At 55.4% G+C, this 20495-nt stretch carries 17 protein-coding genes; 4 read left to right on the top strand and 13 right to left on the bottom strand.

The window, feature by feature from the left end; all coding sequences use genetic code 11:
- Positions 1 to 12: 12 nt before the first annotated feature.
- The 8 genes from nuoH to lrhA form a co-directional block, all read right to left on the bottom strand.
- Complete coding sequence (nuoH, locus tag CRO87_RS04645; RefSeq protein ID WP_097161763.1) at positions 13 to 990, bottom strand: NADH-quinone oxidoreductase subunit NuoH; 978 nt, start codon at positions 988 to 990, stop codon at positions 13 to 15.
- The gene (gene nuoG / locus CRO87_RS04640; protein ID WP_097161762.1) at positions 987 to 3713 is read right to left on the bottom strand and encodes an NADH-quinone oxidoreductase subunit NuoG; all 2727 of its coding nucleotides are present in this window, start codon (positions 3711 to 3713) and stop codon (positions 987 to 989) included. The genes nuoH and nuoG overlap by 4 nt, the downstream gene beginning before the upstream one ends.
- Positions 3714 to 3770: 57 nt before the next feature.
- Complete coding sequence (nuoF, locus tag CRO87_RS04635) at positions 3771 to 5108, bottom strand: NADH-quinone oxidoreductase subunit NuoF (RefSeq protein WP_097161761.1); 1338 nt, start codon at positions 5106 to 5108, stop codon at positions 3771 to 3773.
- Positions 5105 to 5605, bottom strand: coding sequence for an NADH-quinone oxidoreductase subunit NuoE (gene nuoE, locus CRO87_RS04630; RefSeq protein WP_097161760.1), 501 nt, complete (start codon positions 5603 to 5605; stop codon positions 5105 to 5107). The genes nuoF and nuoE overlap by 4 nt, the downstream gene beginning before the upstream one ends.
- A 2-nt stretch (positions 5606 to 5607) precedes the next feature.
- A complete protein-coding gene (gene nuoC / locus CRO87_RS04625) occupies positions 5608 to 7413 on the bottom strand; it encodes an NADH-quinone oxidoreductase subunit C/D (RefSeq protein WP_097161759.1) in 1806 nt (601 codons plus the stop codon).
- 86 nt (positions 7414 to 7499) lie between these two features.
- Positions 7500 to 8174: an NADH-quinone oxidoreductase subunit NuoB gene (nuoB, locus tag CRO87_RS04620; RefSeq protein ID WP_097161758.1), complete on the bottom strand. Its 675-nt coding sequence runs from the start codon at positions 8172 to 8174 to the stop codon at positions 7500 to 7502.
- 15 nt (positions 8175 to 8189) lie between these two features.
- Complete coding sequence (gene nuoA, locus CRO87_RS04615) at positions 8190 to 8636, bottom strand: NADH-quinone oxidoreductase subunit NuoA (protein WP_097161757.1); 447 nt, start codon at positions 8634 to 8636, stop codon at positions 8190 to 8192.
- Positions 8637 to 9264: 628 nt separating this feature from the next.
- Complete coding sequence (gene lrhA, locus CRO87_RS04605; protein ID WP_097161756.1) at positions 9265 to 10206, bottom strand: transcriptional regulator LrhA; 942 nt, start codon at positions 10204 to 10206, stop codon at positions 9265 to 9267.
- Positions 10207 to 11145: 939 nt separating this feature from the next.
- Between lrhA and alaA the strand changes: the two genes are divergently transcribed.
- Positions 11146 to 12363: an alanine transaminase AlaA gene (gene alaA / locus CRO87_RS04600; RefSeq protein WP_097161755.1), complete on the top strand. Its 1218-nt coding sequence runs from the start codon at positions 11146 to 11148 to the stop codon at positions 12361 to 12363.
- 80 nt (positions 12364 to 12443) lie between these two features.
- The gene (gene yfbR / locus CRO87_RS04595) at positions 12444 to 13043 is read left to right on the top strand and encodes a 5'-deoxynucleotidase (protein ID WP_097161754.1); all 600 of its coding nucleotides are present in this window, start codon (positions 12444 to 12446) and stop codon (positions 13041 to 13043) included.
- A 69-nt stretch (positions 13044 to 13112) separates the two neighbouring features.
- Here the strand turns inward: yfbR and CRO87_RS04590 are convergent, their stop codons facing one another.
- The 5 genes from CRO87_RS04590 to CRO87_RS22465 all read right to left on the bottom strand — a co-directional run bounded on the left by CRO87_RS04590 (position 13113) and on the right by CRO87_RS22465 (position 17000).
- Positions 13113 to 14939, bottom strand: a complete 1827-nt coding sequence (locus CRO87_RS04590) for an SLC13 family permease (RefSeq protein ID WP_097161753.1) — start codon at positions 14937 to 14939, stop codon at positions 13113 to 13115.
- Between the two features lie 76 nt (positions 14940 to 15015).
- On the bottom strand, positions 15016 to 15675 hold the full coding sequence (locus tag CRO87_RS04585) for a sugar phosphatase (RefSeq protein ID WP_097161978.1): 660 nt from the start codon (positions 15673 to 15675) through the stop codon (positions 15016 to 15018).
- Between the two features lie 11 nt (positions 15676 to 15686).
- A complete protein-coding gene (locus tag CRO87_RS04580) occupies positions 15687 to 16181 on the bottom strand; it encodes a YfbU family protein (RefSeq protein ID WP_097161752.1) in 495 nt (164 codons plus the stop codon).
- 87 nt (positions 16182 to 16268) lie between these two features.
- On the bottom strand, positions 16269 to 16724 hold the full coding sequence (gene yfbV, locus CRO87_RS04575; RefSeq protein WP_097161751.1) for a terminus macrodomain insulation protein YfbV: 456 nt from the start codon (positions 16722 to 16724) through the stop codon (positions 16269 to 16271).
- Positions 16725 to 16793: 69 nt separating this feature from the next.
- Positions 16794 to 17000, bottom strand: coding sequence for a hypothetical protein (locus CRO87_RS22465; RefSeq protein ID WP_255252480.1), 207 nt, complete (start codon positions 16998 to 17000; stop codon positions 16794 to 16796).
- A gap of 63 nt (positions 17001 to 17063) precedes the next feature.
- Between CRO87_RS22465 and ackA the strand changes: the two genes are divergently transcribed.
- Both ackA and pta read left to right on the top strand, forming a co-directional pair.
- Positions 17064 to 18266: an acetate kinase gene (gene ackA, locus CRO87_RS04565; protein ID WP_097161750.1), complete on the top strand. Its 1203-nt coding sequence runs from the start codon at positions 17064 to 17066 to the stop codon at positions 18264 to 18266.
- A gap of 75 nt (positions 18267 to 18341) precedes the next feature.
- Complete coding sequence (pta, locus tag CRO87_RS04560; protein ID WP_097161749.1) at positions 18342 to 20483, top strand: phosphate acetyltransferase; 2142 nt, start codon at positions 18342 to 18344, stop codon at positions 20481 to 20483.
- Positions 20484 to 20495: the final 12 nt, after the last annotated feature.

Here is a 20495-nt window from a genome sequence, read left to right as displayed (position 1 = left end):
TCTATTCGCCCCTTATGGCTGCTGCCAGAGAATGACAGCCGCCGTTACCAGCAAGTTGATCAGCGTCAGCGGCAGGCACACTTTCCAGCCGAAGGACATCACCTGGTCATAACGCGGACGAGGCAATGCAGCACGGATCAAAATGAACATCATCATAAAGAACGCGGTTTTGATCGCGAACCAGATGAATGGCGGTAAGAACGGACCCTGCCAGCCACCGAAGAACAGCGTCACAATCAGCGCTGAAACGGTGACGATACCGATATATTCGCCCACGAAGAACAGACCGAACTTCATGCCGGAGTATTCAATGTGGTAACCATCCGCCAGTTCCTGCTCCGCTTCCGGCTGGTCAAACGGGTGACGGTGACACACCGCTACGCCCGCGATGGCGAAAGTAATGAAGCCGAAGAACTGTGGAATCACGTTCCACAGGTGCGCCTGGTTATTGACGATATCGGTCATGTTGAAGGAGCCTGCCTGCGCGACAACGCCCATCAGCGACAGGCCGAGGAACACTTCGTAGCTCAGGGTCTGCGCAGAAGCACGCATCGCACCGAGCAGCGAGTATTTGTTGTTACTCGACCAACCCGCGAACAGCACGGCGTAAACCGCCAGGCCTGCCATCATCAGGAAGAACAGAATGCCGATGTTGAGGTCGGCGACCACCCAGGTCGGGCTGACCGGGACGATGGCAAACGACAGCAGCAAAGAGGTGAACGCGATAACCGGTGCCAGGGTGAAGATCACCTTGTCGGTAAATTTCGGCACCCAGTCCTCTTTGAAGAACATCTTGATCATGTCCGCGACCAGCTGGAGCGAGCCGCCCCAGCCTACGCGGTTCGGTCCGTAACGGTTCTGGAACAGACCGAGCAGACGACGTTCACCAAAGCTCATGAACGCCCCGCAGGTGACCACCACCAGCAGGATGACAACCGCTTTCAGGATGCTTAACAGAATGTCGATAACATCCGGTGTTAACCAACTCATGCTTTCGCCTCCTGCAGATTATCAATACGCGCACCCGCCAGCACTGGCGCAATACCTGGCATACCCATTGGCAGACCGACCTGCCCCGCTGACAGCCCTTCGGAAAGCTGCAGTGGCAGCGTAACGGTCTGACCGTCGTAGCTGAAGGCAATCTTCGCGCCCGCGTTGACGCCAAGCTTCGCGGCATCTGCCGGGTTGAGCTTGATGTAAGGCTCAGGCATACGCTGCTGGAACACCGGCGAACGCTGCGACATTTCATCACTGCCGAACAGGTGATAGCACGGTGCCACACGCCACTGACCTTCCTGCGCTTCGAAGCCTGCCGGAACGGTGCCGAAGTAATCCAGACCGTTTTCAGACGCTTCAATCAGGCGCACGCCCGGATCGCCATGACGCAGTTTGCCACCCACTTCGGCCTGGAACTTGTTCCATGCCTGCGGGGAGTTCCAGCCCGGAGCCCAGGCAAATGGAATCTGCGAACGCTCGGCCAGCGGGCTGTTGTTCCCTTCCATAGAGAAGGCGAACATGGTGTCTTTATCCTGCGGCTGACGCGGTTCGTGCACGCTGATGTTCGCCCGCATTGCGGTACGACCACTGTAGCGGTGCGGTTCACGCGCCAGTTTCTGACCACGAATACGGAATGATGCATCAGGCGCAGCATCTTTGATGCCAGCCAGCTGCGGCAGTTTTGCCACAGCTGCGTCGATCACGTGATCGAGCAGCGTCCAGTCCACTTCACGGCTCTGCACGGTGCTGTGCAGCGAGTGCAGCCAGCGCCAGCTTTCCAGCATCACGGTGTTGCTGTCGTAGTAAGCCGGGTCATAAACCTGGAAGAAGCGCTGGGCGCGGCCTTCGTTGTTGATGACCGTCCCGTCGCTTTCAGCAAAGCTCGCCGCGGACAGCACCAGATGGGCCTTGTCCATAATCGCGGTGCGCTGATGGTCGATAACCATCACCAGCGGTGCTTTAGAGAGCGCAGCATCTACGCGAGAAGCTGATGCATGACGATGGAGATCGTTTTCCAGCACCACAACGGCATCCGCAGAGCCGGATTCCAGCTCGCTCAGCGCGTCTTCCAGTGAACCGCCACCAATCAGGCCAAGGCCTACGCTGTTCACTGCACGGGCAATCATGGTCACGCCGACGTCTGCGCCACGGCCTTTCAGCGCTTTGGCGACGTTTGCCGCAGCCTGAATGACTTCCGCGCTGCCGGAGTTAGTCCCGGAGATAATCAGCGGCTTTTTCGCACCGGCCAGCGCCTGCACGATAACGTCAATTTTGCCTTTCAAGTCGTTGCTCAGGCCTTCTACCGCTGGCGCACTGTTATCCAGCGCGTGGGCGATAGCGAAGCCTAAACGCGCCTGGTCTTCTACCGGCGCGCAGTAGGTCCACGCGGCGATGTCATCCAGACGAGTATTATCGACGTTAGTCACGAACAACGGATGCTTAGCGCGCTGACCGATGTTGAGGATTGCCGCAATCTGCCAGTCAGCCACTTTCTGGGCCGCCGCCATTTCACGCGCTTTACCTTTCACCGCCTGGCGAACCGCCAGGGCAACGCGGGCACCGGTCTGGGTGATGTCTTCACCCAGCACCAGCACCGCATCATAAGATTCGATGTCGCGCAGCGCAGGGGTGTGGATGCCGCCTTCGCGCAGCACTTTCAGTGCCAGCTGCAGACGTTCCTGTTCACCCTGGGCGATACCGGTGTAGAAGTTATCTTCCCCAACCAGTTCACGCAGCGCGAAGTTGCTCTCTACGCTTGCACGCGGGGAGCCGATGCCAATCACTTTTTTCGACTGACGCAGAATATCTGCGGCACCCTGCATCGCCTGCTCGGCGTTCAGGGTAATGAAGTCGTCACCGCGACGCTGAACCGGCTGACGCGGACGGTCTTTCAGGTTCACGTAGCCGTAACCGAAACGACCACGGTCGCAGAGGAAGTAGTGGTTCACGGTGCCGTTGTAACGGTTTTCGATACGACGCAGTTCACCGTAGCGCTCGCCCGGGCTGGTGTTACAGCCGAGGGAACACTGCTGGCAGATGCTTGGTGCAAACTGCATGTCCCATTTACGGTTGTAGCGCTCGGAGTGGGTTTTGTCGGTGAAAACGCCGGTCGGGCAGATTTCAACGAGGTTGCCGGAAAATTCGCTTTCCAGCGTACCGTCTTCCGGACGACCGAAGTAGACGTTGTCGTGCGCGCCGTACACGCCCAGATCGCCACCGTCAGCATAATCTTTGTAATAGCGAACACAGCGGTAGCAGGCGATGCAGCGGTTCATTTCGTGAGAGATGAACGGCCCCAGGTCCTGGTTGCGGTGCGTACGCTTGGTGAAACGGTAGCGACGGAAGCTGTGACCGGTCATCACGGTCATATCCTGAAGGTGGCAGTTACCGCCCTCTTCACAAACCGGACAGTCGTGCGGGTGGTTGGTCATCAGCCACTCCACCACGCTTTCGCGGAACTGTTTTGCTTCTTCGTCGTCGATAGAGATAAAGGTGCCGTCGGATGCCGGAGTCATACAGGACATCACCAGGCGGCCACGCGTGTCTTCCGCGTTTTGATATTGCTTCACCGCACACTGGCGGCAGGCGCCAACGCTTCCCAGCGCCGGATGCCAGCAAAAATAAGGAATATCAAGGCCGTGAGAGAGACAAGCCTGTAACAGGTTGTCCGCTCCGTTGACCTCGTATTCTTTGCCGTCTACATGAATCGTAGCCATTAGCGTGCTTCCAGTTGGCCCGATCGAAACCGGGCGTTAATCAAAATTCTTAGGCTGTTACCAGCGCGTCTTCAGCAGGTTCGGCTGGATCCCATTAATCAGATGGGTGTTGCTGAACTGCTGCTTGATGCCGGCTTCGAATTCGTCGCGGAAATATTTAATCGCGCTCTGCAGCGGCTCGACCGCACCTGGCGCATGCGCACAGAAGGTCTTGCCCGGCCCGAGGAATCGACACAGTTGCTCAAGTGTCTCGATATCACCCGGCTGGCCTTCGCCACGCTCAAGGGCACGCAGAATCTTCACGCTCCACGGCAGGCCGTCACGGCAAGGAGTACACCAGCCGCAGGACTCGCGGGCGAAGAACTCTTCGAGGTTACGCACAAGGCCAACCATGCCAATTTCGTGGTCAACGGCCATCGCTAACGCAGTACCGAGACGGCTGCCTGCTTTACCAATGCTTTCGAACTCCATCGGTAAATCGAGGTGCGCTTCGGTCAGGAAGTCAGTCCCTGCCCCGCCCGGCTGCCAGGCTTTGAATTTCAGGCCATCGCGCATGCCGCCCGCGTAATCTTCGAGGATTTCACGTGCGGTGGTGCCGAATGGCAGCTCCCACAGACCCGGGTTTTTCACGCGCCCGGAGAAGCCCATCAGCTTGGTGCCCGCATCTTTGCTTTTCGAGATGTTCTGGTACCACTCCACGCCGTTAGCGAGGATGGCCGGGACGTTGCACAGGGTTTCTACGTTGTTCACGCAGGTCGGCTTGCCCCACACGCCGGAACTTGCCGGGAATGGCGGCTTGGAACGCGGGTTTGCGCGGCGACCTTCGAGGGAGTTAATCAGTGCGGTTTCTTCCCCACAGATGTAACGGCCTGCGCCGGTGTGCACAAACAGTTCGAAATCAAAGCCAGTGCCGAGGATGTTTTTGCCCAGCAGACCGGCTTCTGTCGCTTCGGCAATCGCCCGGCGCAGATGCACGGCGGCTTCGATGTATTCGCCACGCAGGAAGATGTAGCCACGGTAGGCTTTCAGCGCAAACGCGGAGATCAGCATGCCTTCCACCAGCAGGTGCGGCAGCTGCTCCATCAGCAGGCGGTCTTTATAGGTGCCCGGCTCCATTTCATCGGCGTTACACAGCAGGTAACGGATGTTCATGGACTCGTCTTTCGGCATCAGGCTCCACTTCAGACCAGTGGAGAAGCCTGCACCGCCGCGCCCTTTCAGGCCTGCGTCTTTTACCGCGTTGACGATGTCGTCCGGAGCCATACCGGACAGCGCTTTACGCGCGCCCGCATAGCCGTTTTTGCTCTGATACTCTTCGAGCCAGACCGGCTGCTTGTCTTCACGCAGGCGCCACGTCAGCGGATGCGTTTCAGGCGTCATGGTCACAGTTTTCATTTGTAACGCTCCAGCAGCTCAGGGATTGCCTCCGGCGTCAGATGGCTGTGAGTGTCCTCATCAATCATCATGTTCGGCCCCTTGTCGCAGTTGCCCAGACAGCAGGTTGGCAGCAGGGTGAAACGCCCGTCAAAGGTCGTCTGGCCTGGCTTGATGTCGAGCTTCTGCTCAAGCGCTGCCTGGATGCCCTGATAGCCAGTGATGTGACACACCACGCTGTCGCAGTAGCGAATGACGTGACGGCCCACTGGCTGGCGGAATATCTGGCTGTAGAACGTGGCCACGCCTTCAACGTCGCTTGCCGGAATACCCAGCACGTCGGCGATCGCGTAGATCGCGCCGTCCGGCACCCAGCCGCGCTGCTTCTGAACGATTTTCAGCGCTTCAATGGACGCCGCACGCGGGTCTTCATAGTGATGCTTTTCGTGCTCAATCGCGTCACGCTCGGCCGCACTCAGCTCAAAAGCCTCGGTTTGTGGTTGTTGATTCTCGTGCATAATTAGCGGTCCACATCTGACATAACAAAATCAATACTACCCAGATAGACGATAAGGTCTGATACCAGGCTGCCGCGAATCGCCGCCGGGATCTGCTGCAGGTGCGCATAGCTCGGCGTACGGATACGGGTGCGGTAGCTCATGGTGCTGCCGTCGCTGGTCAGGTAGTAGCTGTTGATGCCCTTGGTCGCCTCAATCATCTGGAAGGATTCGTTGGCCGGCATAACCGGGCCCCAGGAAACCTGCAGGAAGTGAGTGATCAGGGTTTCGATATGCTGCAGCGTGCGCTCTTTCGGTGGCGGCGTCGTCAGCGGGTGATCCGCCTTGAACGGGCCTTCCGGCATGTTGTCCAGACACTGGCGAAGAATACGCAGGCTCTGACGCAGCTCTTCGACTTTCAGCATCACGCGGGTGTAGCAGTCGGACACGCCGCCGCCAACCGGGATTTCGAAGTCGAAGTTTTCATATCCAGAGTACGGACGCGCCTTACGCACGTCGAAGTCGATCCCGGTGGCGCGCAGACCAGCACCGGTGGTGCCCCACTCCAGCGCTTCTTTCGCGGTGTAAGCGGCAACGCCCTGAGAACGGCCTTTCAGAATGGTGTTGCGCAGCGCGGCTTTCTCGTAAGAATCGAGGCGCTTCGGCATCCACTCGAGGAATTCACGCAGCAGTCGATCCCAGCCACGCGGCAGGTCGTGCGCGACACCGCCGATGCGGAACCACGCCGGGTGCATACGGAAACCAGTGATCGCTTCCACCAGATCGTAGATTTTCTGGCGATCGGTAAACGCAAAGAACACCGGCGTCATCGCACCGACGTCCTGAATGAACGTGGAAATGTACAGCAGGTGACTGTTAATACGGAACAGCTCGGAGAGCATGACGCGGATGACGTCCACGCGCTCAGGCACCTTGATGCCCGCCAGCTTTTCAACGGCCAGCACGTAAGGCATTTCGTTCACGCAGCCGCCGAGGTATTCGATACGGTCGGTGTACGGAATGTAGCTGTGCCAGGACTGACGTTCGCCCATTTTCTCGGCGCCACGGTGGTGGTAGCCGATATCCGGGACGCAGTCGACAATCTCTTCGCCATCCAGCTGAAGGATGATACGGAATGCACCGTGCGCAGACGGGTGGTTCGGACCGAGGTTGAGGAACATGAAGTCCTCGTTTTCGGTGCTGCGCTTCATGCCCCACTCTTCAGGCTTAAAGGTCAGCGCTTCCATCTCCAGATCCTGTTTGGCTTTGGTCAGCTCAAACGGGTCGAATTCGGTGGCGCGCGCCGGGTAGTCTTTACGCAGCGGGTGGCCTTCCCAGGTGTCCGGCATCATGATGCGACGCAGGTTCGGGTGGCCCTGGATGTTGATTCCAAACATCTCCCAGGTTTCACGCTCATACCAGTTGGCGTTCGGGAAGAGTTTGGTCACCGTTGGCACATTCAGATCGTTCTCAGACAGCGCCACCTTGAGCATGATGTCGCGGTTGCGGTCGATAGAAATCAGATGGTAGAAAACGGAAAAATCCGCGGCGGGTAACCCGTCACGGTGTGTGCGCAGACGCTCGTCCATGCCGTGTAAATCAAACAGCATGACGTAAGGTTTTGGCAATTTCTTGAGGAAATCGACCACTTCCAGTAACTGTTCACGCTTAACCCAAACGACGGGTACCCCGGTGCGGGTTGGCTGAACGGTAAAGGCATCCGGCCCAAAACGGTTGCGCAGTTCGCCAATCACCGGGTCATCGAGATGATCCCGGGTCTGCCAGGCGGCAGCTTCATGCGCGGTTAAATCGGTCATATTGTTCACCATTGCAAAAGGTCCGTGGTGACTGTCGGGCGTGGCTCCGCGCTATAGTTTTGATATGCGGAGACTTTTCACGGCCCACAGGCGCAAAATTAAATCTCGTCAGGTGTACGAAGATTCGTCACAGCAATACGTTCGCCGCGTTTACGCTCGCGTTCAGATTGCATATTGGCGCGGTATACGCCCTGATCGCCAACCACCCAGGAGAGCGGACGACGCTCTTTACCGATGGACTCCTGCAGCAGCATCAGCGCCTGCATGTAGGCTTCCGGACGCGGTGGGCAGCCAGGAATGTACACATCGACCGGGATAAACTTATCCACGCCCTGCACAACAGAATAAATGTCGTACATGCCGCCGGAGTTTGCACAAGCCCCCATGGAGATAACCCATTTTGGCTCCAGCATCTGATCGTAAAGACGCTGAATAACCGGGGCCATTTTGGTGAAACAGGTACCGGCTACCACCATCAGGTCAGCCTGACGTGGAGAAGCACGCAGTACTTCTGCCCCAAAACGCGCAACGTCATGCACCGCAGTGAATGACGTCACCATTTCAACGTAGCAGCAGGAAAGGCCGAAGTTGTAAGGCCAGATTGAGTTCTTGCGGCCCCAGTTGACCATGTCGTGCAGGGCGTTCTCGAGCTTGCCCATGTACACGCTTTTGTTCACTTCCTGCTCAAGAGGGTCGGTTACGATCTCCTGTTTTTGCAGGGGGTAACGGTCGTTCTCACCGTTGGGATCTATGCGGGTGAGCGTATAATCCATCTTATTGCCTCGCTTTTACTGCGTATGACGATTAGCAGAACTGTCAGTTTCCGGATTAACCAGCGTGCGACGGGAGCGTGAAGGCGTCCAGTCCAGTGCGCCGATACGGACGAGGTAAACCAAACCTGCCAGTAACACTAAAATGAAAATTGCGGCTTCCACAAAGCCGACCCAGCCGCTTTCGCGAATTGAGGTAGACCATGCGTAAAGGTAGAGGGCTTCCACGTCGAAGATGACGAAGAACATGGCGACCAGGTAGAACTTCGCCGAGAGACGTAAGCGAGCGGAGCCCACAGAGTCGATACCCGACTCAAACGGGGTGTTCTTGCTACGTGCGCGTGCGCGGCCGCCGAGATACCAACCGCCAATCAGCATCAGACAGCAGAGGCCAATGGCAATGATGAGAAATATAGCGAATGCCCAGTGATGAGCGATGACTTCAGTGGATGTTGACATACGCATTGCTTAACCAAAATAAGTAGCGCTGAAACTCTGCTCTGGCTGGCAGATGAACGCCACATGATTCATGGGGAGGAATTAAAAAACCACAAAAAATGTGCCACTAATGGGCTAAAACTGCTAAAAGATGTGGTTTTTTACTCCTTTCTATAACCTTTTGTCAACTTTAACAAAAGTTTCCTCACATTAGTTTACACCGAACACGTTTCATTAACATTAAATGCCCTTTAGCCTTTTCAGGGTGAAATGGCTGCCAGAATTTACGGCTGGTGAATCGTGTCCGTCTGAGGCTTAAACACCAATTACCCTTCTATTTTGACAGGAATTGACGGCGATTCCTCCCCCCAATGGGGAGTATTTTCTTGATCTGAGACACGCTTTTGTTAATTCATACAAAAAAACAGCAACAATACAGCCGTTTTTTTAACATTAGCAGGAAGCTGGAAGTTGGCTGCCTGAAGTTTGATGAAATTCTGCCACCAGAAACTAACAACCTGAAAAACAATGACAAAAAATAAAAGCGCCGCAGCACTGATGACGCTTTATCCAAAAAAAAGGCCACTGAACACAATTTATGCGTCAGCAGCCATTTTTTGCACTTACAAATTGTTACCAGAAAGCGGCGGGCGCGTTACTCTAAATCCCTTTCGGCGATAAGGGTATCATCTCCCCCTTCCGAGGTATACGCACCGTACTGATACCAGGGATTATTATCGTTATCCAGCGACTGGAAAATCGCCTGCACCAGCTCATTTTGAGCCTGTTTTTTACAGCTCAACAGATACTCGGTATCCGGAAGCTGCGGTAATCCGTCACTTCTGCCCAGCACGCGCAATTCCGGGCTCATCATTTCTACCGGGCGTGCAGTCACCCCTAACCCGGCTTTCACCGCTGCCCTTACGGCAGAAAGTGTAGACGCAACATAAGCCAGCCGCCACGGAATGCGCGCAGCGTTTAACTTATCAATAATCATATCGCGGAAAGGACTTGGATCGTCCAGCAGCACCAGTGGAACAGCTTCGCCCGGCGGCAGAATGTAATCGGCGGCGCAATACCAGAGCGTCGGTGACGTGCGCAAAGAGATCGAATCAAACTGCGTCAGACGATGCGTGGTCAGTACTAAATCGACTTCATTCGCCTGTAGCATCGCCCCCACTTCACCATGGCGCTTCACGCGCACATCCAGCGCCAGCTTCGGGTAAACCGAGCTGATGCGGTTGAGCAGGAACGGCAATATTGTATCGGCAGATTCATCAGATGATCCGATAGTCAGCTGCCCCTGCAACGAGCTAAACATTAGCGACGTACACGCCTCATCGTTGAAGCGCAGAATTTTGCGGGCATAGCCCAGCAGTTGAATGCCATGTTCAGTGAGCAACTTATTTCTGCCATGACGAGCAAACAACTCTTTGCCGACCAGCTGCTCAAGGCGCTGCATTTGCTGGCTGACGGCTGACTGAGTACGGCAAACGGCAGCTGCTGCCGCTGCAAAGGTGTTCAGATCGGCGACCGCGACAAAAGTTCTAAGCAGATCGAGATCGAGATTCAGTATCGGACGATTTGCGTTAATCATTATTCTTCACTTACAGGTTGCTTGTGCTGACCTGGCTGGTTGATGCTGTGCTCTAAAGCTCAGACAATTCCATTTGACTCACATCCTCCGGCCCGGCGAACTGGATGAATACCTGAATGAGCGTTATTGCATTATAATTGTCTGCCACTGTCTCAAAGAGCAGACTCAAAGCTATATTTTTGCTTACAACCGGGTAACGAAATAATTATTTCTGGCACTTTTATGTGAGATTATTCAAAAAAAAACGTTACTTTTACGCAAAGCTGTTTAAGAAAACCCAACAAAGGCACCAAAAAGCGCAAACGCACCAGTTAAGACAAAAACACATGCATTATCACTAACTTACATTAACACCCGAGCCAAAACATCACCAAAAAGGCGATAATCTGAGTTAGCGGACCCTGGTATCCTACCGCAAAACCATTATATTTATAAGTATTATTAGGGTTAATATTACATAAATTTATAAACTGAACCCTCCATTAAGGAATAAATTAACAATCCGAGGAGATAAGTTTGCAATTAATGAAATATAATTAATTGATTAAATATTCTTTCATTAACAAAACTTAACAATATATTCACAGAGTAAAGTAGTAGACTCTATTCCTCACTTTGCAAAACCAGAGTGCGGGATAACCGAAACGTCGCATCCCAACGTTTCCCGGCAAGCAGAAGAGTTGTCGGCCGCCCCAGTGAATTCAGTCAATAATTCACACACAAGATGAAATGACAACATTAATCACCACTTCACCTTCATTACCTGGTGATTCAGACACCATAAAAAGCGAAACCACAGACGAACAAATCAGGTCACTATTGCCTGCTATACAAAATATTGTCCTGCCAACACTTCAAAATAGCGGTGATGGGGAGTACCTTATTCGGTGCTGACTTCCACGGCAGGGAGTGGCGAAACTAGCGAAAAGGTCAAGATTCATGTCCCCCATCGAAAAATCCAGCAAATTAGATAATGTCTGTTATGACATCCGCGGCCCGGTACTTAAAGAAGCCAAACGTCTTGAAGAAGAAGGCAACAAGGTTCTTAAGCTAAATATTGGCAACCCTGCCCCTTTTGGCTTTGAGGCCCCGGACGAAATCCTTGTCGATGTGATCCGCAACCTGCCAACAGCGCAGGGCTACTGTGATTCTAAAGGTCTGTATTCCGCGCGCAAAGCCATCATGCAGCACTATCAGGCTCGCGACATGCGCGACGTGACCGTGGAAGACATCTACATCGGCAACGGCGTGTCTGAACTTATCGTTCAGGCGATGCAGGCTCTGCTCAACAGCGGTGACGAAATGCTCGTGCCAGCGCCAGACTACCCGCTTTGGACGGCGGCGGTTTCGCTCTCAAGCGGCAAAGCCGTGCATTATCTTTGCGATGAATCCGCAGGCTGGTTCCCTGATCTCGATGACATTCGCAGCAAAATCACGCCGCGCACCCGTGGCATCGTGATTATCAACCCGAACAACCCGACCGGCGCCGTGTACTCTAAAGAGCTGCTGCTGGAGATCGTGGAGATCGCCCGTCAGCATAACCTGATCATCTTTGCTGACGAGATCTACGACAAAATTCTGTACGACGAGGCGCAGCACCATTCCATCGCAGCGCTAGCACCCGATCTGCTGACCGTGACCTTTAACGGCCTGTCGAAAACCTACCGCGTAGCGGGTTTCCGCCAGGGCTGGATGGTCCTGAACGGGCCGAAGAAACACGCCAAAGGCTATATCGAAGGGCTGGAAATGCTTGCCTCGATGCGCCTGTGCGCCAACGTTCCTGCTCAGCACGCCATTCAAACCGCACTTGGCGGTTATCAGAGCATTAGCGAATTTATCGTTCCTGGCGGCCGTCTTTACGAGCAGCGCAACCGTGCATGGGAGCTTATCAATGAGATCCCAGGCGTCAGCTGCGTGAAGCCTAACGGCGCGCTCTATATGTTCCCGAAAATTGACGCTAAACGCTTCAATATTCACGACGACCAGAAGATGGTGCTCGATTTCCTGTTACAAGAGAAAGTGCTGCTGGTTCAGGGCTCTGCCTTTAACTGGCCGTGGCCGGATCACGTGCGCATCGTGACCCTTCCTCGCATGGACGATCTGGAAATGTCGATCAACCGCTTTGGTCGCTTCCTTTCGGGCTACCACCAGTTGTAAAAGCGTTGACCGCCGGGTTTGCATCTGGCGGTCAACTCAGCGCACAATGGGTAACCTGCTGTCACGCCTCAAGGAATCCCATGAGCCAGAGTCACTTCTTTGCCCACCTCTCCCGCCTGAAGCTAATTAACCGCTGGCCACTGATGCGCAACGTGCGCACCGAAAACGTCTCCGAGCACAGTTTGCAGGTTGCGATGGTTGCCCACGCGCTGGCGGCTATCAAGAATCGCAAATTCAACGGCAACGTGAACGCTGAGCGCATTGCTTTGCTGGCGTTGTATCATGACGCCTCCGAAGTGCTGACCGGCGATCTGCCGACGCCCGTAAAATACTTCAACTCCCAGATTGCGCAGGAATACAAAGCGATCGAGAAGATCGCACAGCAAAAGCTTGTCGATATGGTGCCAGAGGAGCTTCGGGATATCTTCGAACCCCTGATCGATGAACATCACACCAGCGATGAAGAGAAGGCCATCGTAAAACAGGCCGACGCGCTCTGTGCCTACCTGAAATGTCTGGAGGAGCTCTCCGCGGGCAACAACGAGTTTCTGCTGGCGAAGAGCCGTCTGGAGAAGACGCTGGACTCCCGCCGGAGTGAAGAGATGGACTATTTCATGCGGGTGTTTGTGCCGAGCTTCCAGCTTTCGCTCGATGAGATAAGCCAGGACTCGCCGCTATAATATCGTGCAGCATGATGCCCTCTCCCACATGGAGAGGGCGCAACGCTAAAAACCTTCCCACCGGGGCTGTTAAAACGGGAACAGTACCGGGATCAGAATCACACACACCACCATCACCAGCAGAGTGAACGGCACGCCAATCTTCACAAAGTCACTGAATGCATATTTTCCCGGCCCCAGCACCAGCGTATTAACCGGCGAAGAGACGGGCGTCATAAAGGCCGCTGACGCCGCCATCGCCACCATCATGGCGAACGGGTAAGGCGAGACGTCCATTGATCTTGCCGCCGCCAGCGCTATCGGCGCCATCAGCACCGCCGTGGCAGTATTGGAGATAAACAGGCCAATCGTCGCACACATCACGAACAGGCAGATCAGCATCAGATACGGCCCCTGCCCACCGCCAATTTCCATCAGCCCTTTCACCACCAGATCAACGCCGCCCGTTTTTTGTAACGCCAGGGCAAACGGCATCATCCCCACGATAAGGATAATGCTCGGCCAGTGAATGGCTTTGTAGGCACTTTCAGCGTTAATACAGCGGAATTTACCCATCAGCAAGCAGGCAATGATTGCCGCGATCGGGTTGGGGATCTCATCGGTCAGCATCAAAGCAACCATCAGCACCAGGCAGAACACCGCATGCGGGGCCTGGCTGTGCGCCGGTGAAGCATCGTTCACCTCAATGGGCATATTGTGAACCACAAAGTCGCGCCCGCCCTGCGAGAGCAGCGCTATCTGCTTCCAGTTCCCCACCACCAGCAGAATGTCACCCAGCTCGACAGCATCATCGACAACGGCCCCTTCGACGGCCTTGCCACCGCGCTTCAGGCCAACCACATTCAGCCCAAAGCGGGTACGAAACTCCATTTCGCGCACCGTTTTGCCGGTCAGTTCAGAATCCGGGATCAGCGAAACTTCTGCCATCCCCACGTCCAGCGCCTGATCGGAAAAATACTCACCGCGCAGTACCATCGGCTCCAGCAGCTGCTCGCTGCAAAACTGACGTAGATCCACGTCTGCCGCAGACATATCGATCAACAATACGTCACGGGCATGGAATTCAGACACGCCGTTGACGTTGACAATCACCCGACGAAAGCGCCGCCAGCGCTCCACGCCGATAACGTTCGCCCCATAGCGCTCACGCAGTTTCAGGTCATCCAGGCGCTGCCCCACCAGCGGCGAACCGGGACGAATCGCCAGACGGCGCGCCCGGCCATTGAGACGATACTCCTTGATAAGATCGCGAAAGGTGCGACGCTTATCGGGCCTGGATTCACTCTCATCACCGGGCAGCATAAAGCGCATCAGCAGCATATAGACGATGCCGAGCAGCAGCACGACGATGCCAATCGGCGTCACGCTGAAGAAGCTGAAACCGTCCAGCCCTTCGCGGATAAGCTCGCTATTGATCACCAGATTGGGCGGCGTGGCGACAATCGTCATCATGCCGCTGATAAGTCCGGCGAAGCTCAGGGGCATCATCAGTCGCGATGGTGAGATGTTCATTCGCATGCACACACTCAGCACAACAGGAATAAAAATCGCCACCACGCCGGTAGAGCTCATAAACGCGCCCAGCCCGGCGACGGTCAGCATCAGGAACACCAGCATTTTGATTTCGCTGTTGCCTGCCACCTTCACCAGCCACGCCCCCATACTGGTGGCAACGCCGGTGCGCACCAGGCCGTCGCCGATGATGAACAGGGCGGCGATAAGAATAACGTTGGGATCGCTGAAGCCCGAAAAAGCTTCGCTTAAGGTGAGCGTGCCGCTCAGAACGAACGCCACAATGACCAGCAGCGCAACGGCATCCATGCGTACTTTACCGGTGGCGAAGAGCAGGACCGCCACCGCCAGCAGGCAAAGCACCCAAATCAGTTCACTGTTCACAACATATCCTTGTCAGAAAAGAGTGGGGAAATTGTGGCATAAAAAAGCCCCGCCGGAGCGGGGCCACATCAAACCATCAGTTTTTCAGCTGAACATCCACGGTGCCATCTGGCTGACGAATAACACTCAACGCTTCCAGCGTGGTCAGCACGAAATCCGCTTCGTTCAGCCGCGGTGCATCCTGCGGAACATTCACGGCAATCACGCGACACCCGGCCGCCAGGCCAGACAGCATACCTGCCGCGGCATCTTCCACAACAGCACAATCCTGCGGCGCAAGCCCTAACAGCTCGGCACCTAACAGATAAGCGTCCGGTTCAGGTTTGCCGCGTTTCACCTGCTCTGCGGTGACGAATACTTTCGCCGCAGCCAGCCCCGCCGCGCGGTGACGAGCATGCGCCACCGGAATGGAGCCAGAAGTGACAATGGCCCACGGAATACCGGCCTCATCAAGATGATTCAGCAACGCCTGCGCGCCCGGTAAGGCGCGAATACCCTCGATGTCTTCCGCTTCAATCTTCTCCAGCCAGCTAAACTCGGCCTGAATTTCCGCTTCCGTTTTGCCCGGCAGGAAATGGCGCAGCGAGGTGATAGCCTGCTTGCCGTGGATAAAATTCAGGACTTCATCGTGGCTGAGACCGTGTCTGTCAGCCCAGTGACACCAGGAGCGTTCTACCACCGGCAGGGAGTCCACCAGCGTGCCGTCGAGATCGAATAAAAAGCCTTTGCACTGCACGACGGCCTCCATCAGGCGTTGATGATCTGGTTAATTTCGTTGCTGCTCAGGTGATACTGGCGTGGGCAGGCATGCCATGCGCCCAGCATGCGCTGATATTTTTCCCACATTGGGGTCTGCGCGTTGAAGCCGTGAGTACCGGCATCGAAATGGGTATAACGCCCTTCGGTGTTGACCATAAAGCGCACGTAGCCGAGATAGCGGGCTTCGGTTGCAGCATCAAAACCGAGGAAGGTCACGCGGCGTTCGTCGATGGTGTTGGCGTCTTTAAGGTTGGTCCAGGACACGTGCAGCGCGTGGTACATATCCATGATGTCGATGATCACGCGGCAGGTTTCTTCGGTCAGCTGACCGAATTCGCGGTCAAGTTCGCGCATTTGCAGGCCGTAGCCGCGCTCGATGATGGTTTGCAGGCGGCGATAGCGCTCGGCATTGTCCGGATCCATCATGGTCATCATTTTGTACTGATTCGACAAAATCAGACGTTGAGCGTTGGTCATTTCCATTTTCAACTCCTGTGCGCTTGCGGCGCATGAAAAAAAAGAGGGCCTACAGGTTGTATGCCCTCTTTTATATGCGTTTTTGATGGTTAATTACAAATCATCAAGGAAAGTTTTATCCAGTTGTTTGAAGGCGCGCTTAAGCGTGTCAGCTAACGCCTGGTAATCAGGCTTGCCTTCAACCGGGGCCAGCGCCTGGCCGGACTCCTGCAATTTGCCGCGCACTTCATAGAACCAGTTCAGAATACCGGGCGGCAGCGGTGTAGCGGAACGCTTGCCAAGCCACCACAGTCCCTGCATTGGCAGGCTAAGCGCAAATAGCGCGGTGGCTACGGCCGGGCCCAGCTGGCCACCGAGGGCTATTTGCCAGCAAAGCGTAAAAACGGCGACAGGCGGCATAATACGGATAGCGTGGCGCGTGGCGCGGATCACGCGGTTTTCAATAAACACCGGTGCAAGGCGTTTATCCATCGGCCACGTCTTCGCATAGTGCTGCCCACGGCGGAACGAACTAAAAAAATTTACCGGGCGGTTCTCGGGTGTCGACATGGCGTTACCTCAACTTCACAGATAAAAATTCAAAAATTTGTGCAAAACAACAACTGCGTTTGACAACGTTCAAAACATTTTGGCAATAAAGACGGCAATCAGGTATCCTGTGCGGCCTGAGATGGGCGTAGACCCGATCTCGCCGTTCGTCAAATTATTGCACATTCTGCCATTGGTGGAAAATTGTGCAAAACTGAATGCTGTATCACCCGATTTTCTTTCATCATGCCCGCTAAAAGTATCAGGCATGATGTTAATCATAAATGTCAGCGTCATCCTGCGCTACGCTCTTTGACTCACTGACGTTTTTTTAGCCACATAAGATTAATAGGTACTTCCATGTCGAGTAAGTTAGTACTGGTTCTGAACTGCGGTAGCTCCTCACTGAAATTTGCAGTCATCGATGCAATCAATGGTGAAGAATACCTTTCTGGTTTGGCCGAATGTTTCCATCTCCCTGAAGCACGCATTAAGTGGAAAATGGATGGCGGCAAACAGGAAGCGGCTTTAGGTGCAGGCGCCGCTCACAGCGAAGCGCTTAACTTTATCGTTAACACTATTCTGGCACAAAAACCAGAACTGTCTGCTCAGCTGGCTGCTATCGGTCACCGTGTTGTTCACGGCGGCGAGAAGTACACCGGCTCCGTGGTTATCGACGATTCCGTTATTCAGGGCATCAAAGATGCAGCCTCTTTCGCACCGCTGCACAACCCGGCACACCTGATCGGCATCGCGGAAGCGCTGAAATCCTTCCCGAATCTGAAAGACAAAAACGTGGCCGTCTTCGACACCGCGTTCCATCAGACTATGCCGGAAGAATCTTACCTGTATGCCCTGCCGTACAGCCTGTACAAAGAGCACGGCGTACGTCGCTACGGCGCGCACGGCACCAGCCACTTCTTCGTGACTCAGGAAGCCGCCAAGGTTCTGAACAAGCCAGTTAACGAACTGAACATCATCACCTGCCACCTGGGCAACGGTGGTTCCGTTTCTGCAATCCGTAACGGCGAATGTGTTGATACCTCCATGGGCCTGACCCCGCTGGAAGGTCTGGTGATGGGTACCCGTTCCGGTGACATCGACCCGGCGATTATCTTCCACCTGCACGACACCCTGGGCATGAGCGTTGATGCTATCAACAAAATGCTGACCAAAGAGTCTGGCCTGCTGGGCCTGACCGAAGTCACCAGCGACTGCCGTTATGTTGAAGACAACTACGAAACCAAAGCAGACGCTAAGCGTGCAATGGACGTTTACTGCCACCGTCTGGCGAAGTACATCGGTTCCTACACCGCGCTGATGGACGGCCGTCTGGATGCAGTCGTCTTCACCGGCGGCATCGGCGAGAACGCGGCAATGGTTCGCGAACTCTCCCTGGGCAAACTGGGCGTGCTGGGCTTCGAAGTTGATCACGAGCGTAACCTGGCTGCCCGCTTCGGCAAGTCTGGCTTCATCAACAAAGAAGGCACCCGCCCTGCCGTGGTCATCCCGACCAACGAAGAATTGGTCATCGCACAAGACGCAGCCCGTCTGACTGCCTGATTCCACACCGCCAGCCTAGCTGGCGGTGCTGTTTTGTATCCCGCCCCGAGCGGCGGTAACGAAAGAGGATAAACCGTGTCCCGTACAATTATGCTGATCCCTACCGGAACCAGCGTCGGCCTGACCAGCGTCAGCCTTGGCGTTATCCGTGCTATGGAACGCAAAGGCGTTCGTCTGAGCGTCTTTAAGCCAATCGCTCAGCCGCGTGCCGGTGGCGATGCGCCAGACCAGACCACCACTATCGTGCGTGCCAACTCCAATCTGCCAGCGGCTGAACCGCTGAAGATGAGCCACGTTGAATCTCTGCTCTCCAGCAACCAGAAAGACGTGCTGATGGAAGAGATCATCGCCAACTATCACGCTAACGCGCAGGACGCGGAAGTGGTGCTGGTTGAAGGCCTGGTCCCGACCCGCAAACACCAGTTCGCCCAGTCCCTGAACTACGAGATTGCCAAGACGCTGAACGCGGAAATCGTGTTCGTGATGTCTCAGGGCACCGACACGCAGGAAGAGCTGAAAGAGCGTATCGAACTGACTCGCAGCAGCTTCGGTGGCGTGAAAAACACCAACATCACCGGCGTTATCGTTAACAAACTGAACGCCCCGGTAGATGAGCAAGGCCGTACCCGTCCTGACCTGTCAGAAATTTTCGATGACTCTTCCAAAGCGAAAGTTGTGAAAATCAATGCGGCAGACCTGGCCGCTGCCAGCCCGCTGCCAATCCTCGGCACGGTGCCGTGGAGCTTCGATCTGATTGCTACCCGCGCAATCGATATGGCTCGCCACCTGAATGCCACCATCGTTAACGAAGGTGACATCAACACCCGTCGCGTGAAGTCCGTGACCTTCTGTGCGCGCAGCATTCCGCACATGCTGGAACACTTCCGCGCAGGTTCCCTGCTGGTGACCTCCGCAGACCGCCCTGACGTGCTGGTAGCCGCCTGTCTGGCCGCAATGAACGGCGTTGAAATCGGCGCAATCCTGCTGACCGGCGCTTATGAAATGGACGCTCGCGTCAGCAAACTGTGCGAACGCGCATTTGCGACTGGCCTGCCAGTCTTCATGGTGAACACCAACACCTGGCAGACCTCTCTGAGCCTGCAGAGCTTCAACCTGGAAGTACCGGCTGATGACCATGCTCGTATCGAGAAAGTGCAGGAGTATGTAGCCAGCCACATCGACGCGAACTGGGTTGAATCCCTGACCGCAACTTCCGAGCGCAGCCGTCGCCTGTCTCCGCCAGCCTTCCGCTACCAGCTGACCGAGCTGGCGCGTAAAGCAGGCAAGCGCGTTGTTCTGCCGGAAGGTGATGAGCCACGTACCGTTAAAGCCGCAGCAATCTGCGCAGAGCGCGGTATCGCGACCTGTGTCCTGCTCGGCAACCCTGATGCAATCAACCGCGTTGCGGCAGACCAGGGCGTAGAACTGGGTACTGGCATCGAAATCGTCGATCCGGAAGTGGTACGTGAAAGCTACGTGGCGCGCCTGGTCGAGCTGCGTAAGAGCAAAGGCATGACCGAAGCCGTTGCCCGCGAACAGCTGGAAGACAACGTGGTTCTCGGCACGCTGATGCTGGAGCAGAACGAAGTCGACGGTCTGGTTTCTGGTGCGGTTCACACCACCGCCAACACCATCCGTCCACCGCTGCAGCTGATCAAAACTGCCCCGGGCAGCTCGCTGGTTTCTTCTGTGTTCTTCATGCTGCTGCCTGAACAGGTTTACGTTTACGGCGACTGCGCGATCAACCCGGATCCAACCGCTGAACAGCTGGCTGAAATCGCAATCCAGTCCGCTGACTCTGCAACGGCCTTCGGTATTGAGCCACGCGTGGCGATGCTCTCCTACTCCACCGGCACCTCTGGTGCAGGCAGCGACGTAGAGAAAGTGCGCGAAGCAACTCGTCTGGCACAGGAAAAACGTCCTGACCTGATGATCGACGGCCCGCTGCAGTACGATGCCGCCGTGATGGCCGACGTAGCGAAATCCAAAGCGCCGAACTCCCCTGTTGCAGGTCGTGCGACCGTGTTCATCTTCCCGGATCTGAACACCGGTAACACCACCTACAAAGCGGTACAGCGTTCTGCCGACCTGATCTCCATCGGGCCGATGCTGCAGGGTATGCGCAAGCCGGTCAACGACCTGTCTCGTGGCGCACTGGTTGACGATATCGTCTACACCATCGCCCTGACCGCGATCCAGTCTTCTCAGCAGGATTAATTCTCGCTGAAC

This window comes from Enterobacter sp. CC120223-11 (assembly GCF_900215375.1).
GTDB lineage: Bacteria > Pseudomonadota > Gammaproteobacteria > Enterobacterales > Enterobacteriaceae > Scandinavium.
Note: the sequence above shows the minus strand (reverse complement) of the source record. Positions and strands in the feature narration are given on the sequence as shown.

Bases quoted from the DNA above. Each gene is read 5' to 3' on its own strand.
- yfbV (WP_097161751.1), bottom strand. From the start codon at position 16,724: ATGTCGACACCCGAGAACCGCCCGGTAAATTTTTTTAGTTCGTTCCGC.
- nuoH (WP_097161763.1), bottom strand. From the start codon at position 990: ATGAGTTGGTTAACACCGGATGTTATCGACATTCTGTTAAGCATCCTG.
- CRO87_RS22465 (WP_255252480.1), bottom strand. From the start codon at position 17,000: ATGACGCTGACATTTATGATTAACATCATGCCTGATACTTTTAGCGGG.
- nuoB (WP_097161758.1), bottom strand. From the start codon at position 8,174: ATGGATTATACGCTCACCCGCATAGATCCCAACGGTGAGAACGACCGT.
- ackA (WP_097161750.1), top strand. From the start codon at position 17,064: ATGTCGAGTAAGTTAGTACTGGTTCTGAACTGCGGTAGCTCCTCACTG.
- nuoC (WP_097161759.1), bottom strand. From the start codon at position 7,413: ATGGTGAACAATATGACCGATTTAACCGCGCATGAAGCTGCCGCCTGG.
- nuoE (WP_097161760.1), bottom strand. From the start codon at position 5,605: ATGCACGAGAATCAACAACCACAAACCGAGGCTTTTGAGCTGAGTGCG.
- alaA (WP_097161755.1), top strand. From the start codon at position 11,146: ATGTCCCCCATCGAAAAATCCAGCAAATTAGATAATGTCTGTTATGAC.
- nuoG (WP_097161762.1), bottom strand. From the start codon at position 3,713: ATGGCTACGATTCATGTAGACGGCAAAGAATACGAGGTCAACGGAGCG.
- nuoF (WP_097161761.1), bottom strand. From the start codon at position 5,108: ATGAAAACTGTGACCATGACGCCTGAAACGCATCCGCTGACGTGGCGC.
- CRO87_RS04580 (WP_097161752.1), bottom strand. From the start codon at position 16,181: ATGGAAATGACCAACGCTCAACGTCTGATTTTGTCGAATCAGTACAAA.
- lrhA (WP_097161756.1), bottom strand. From the start codon at position 10,206: ATGATTAACGCAAATCGTCCGATACTGAATCTCGATCTCGATCTGCTT.
- nuoA (WP_097161757.1), bottom strand. From the start codon at position 8,636: ATGCGTATGTCAACATCCACTGAAGTCATCGCTCATCACTGGGCATTC.
- yfbR (WP_097161754.1), top strand. From the start codon at position 12,444: ATGAGCCAGAGTCACTTCTTTGCCCACCTCTCCCGCCTGAAGCTAATT.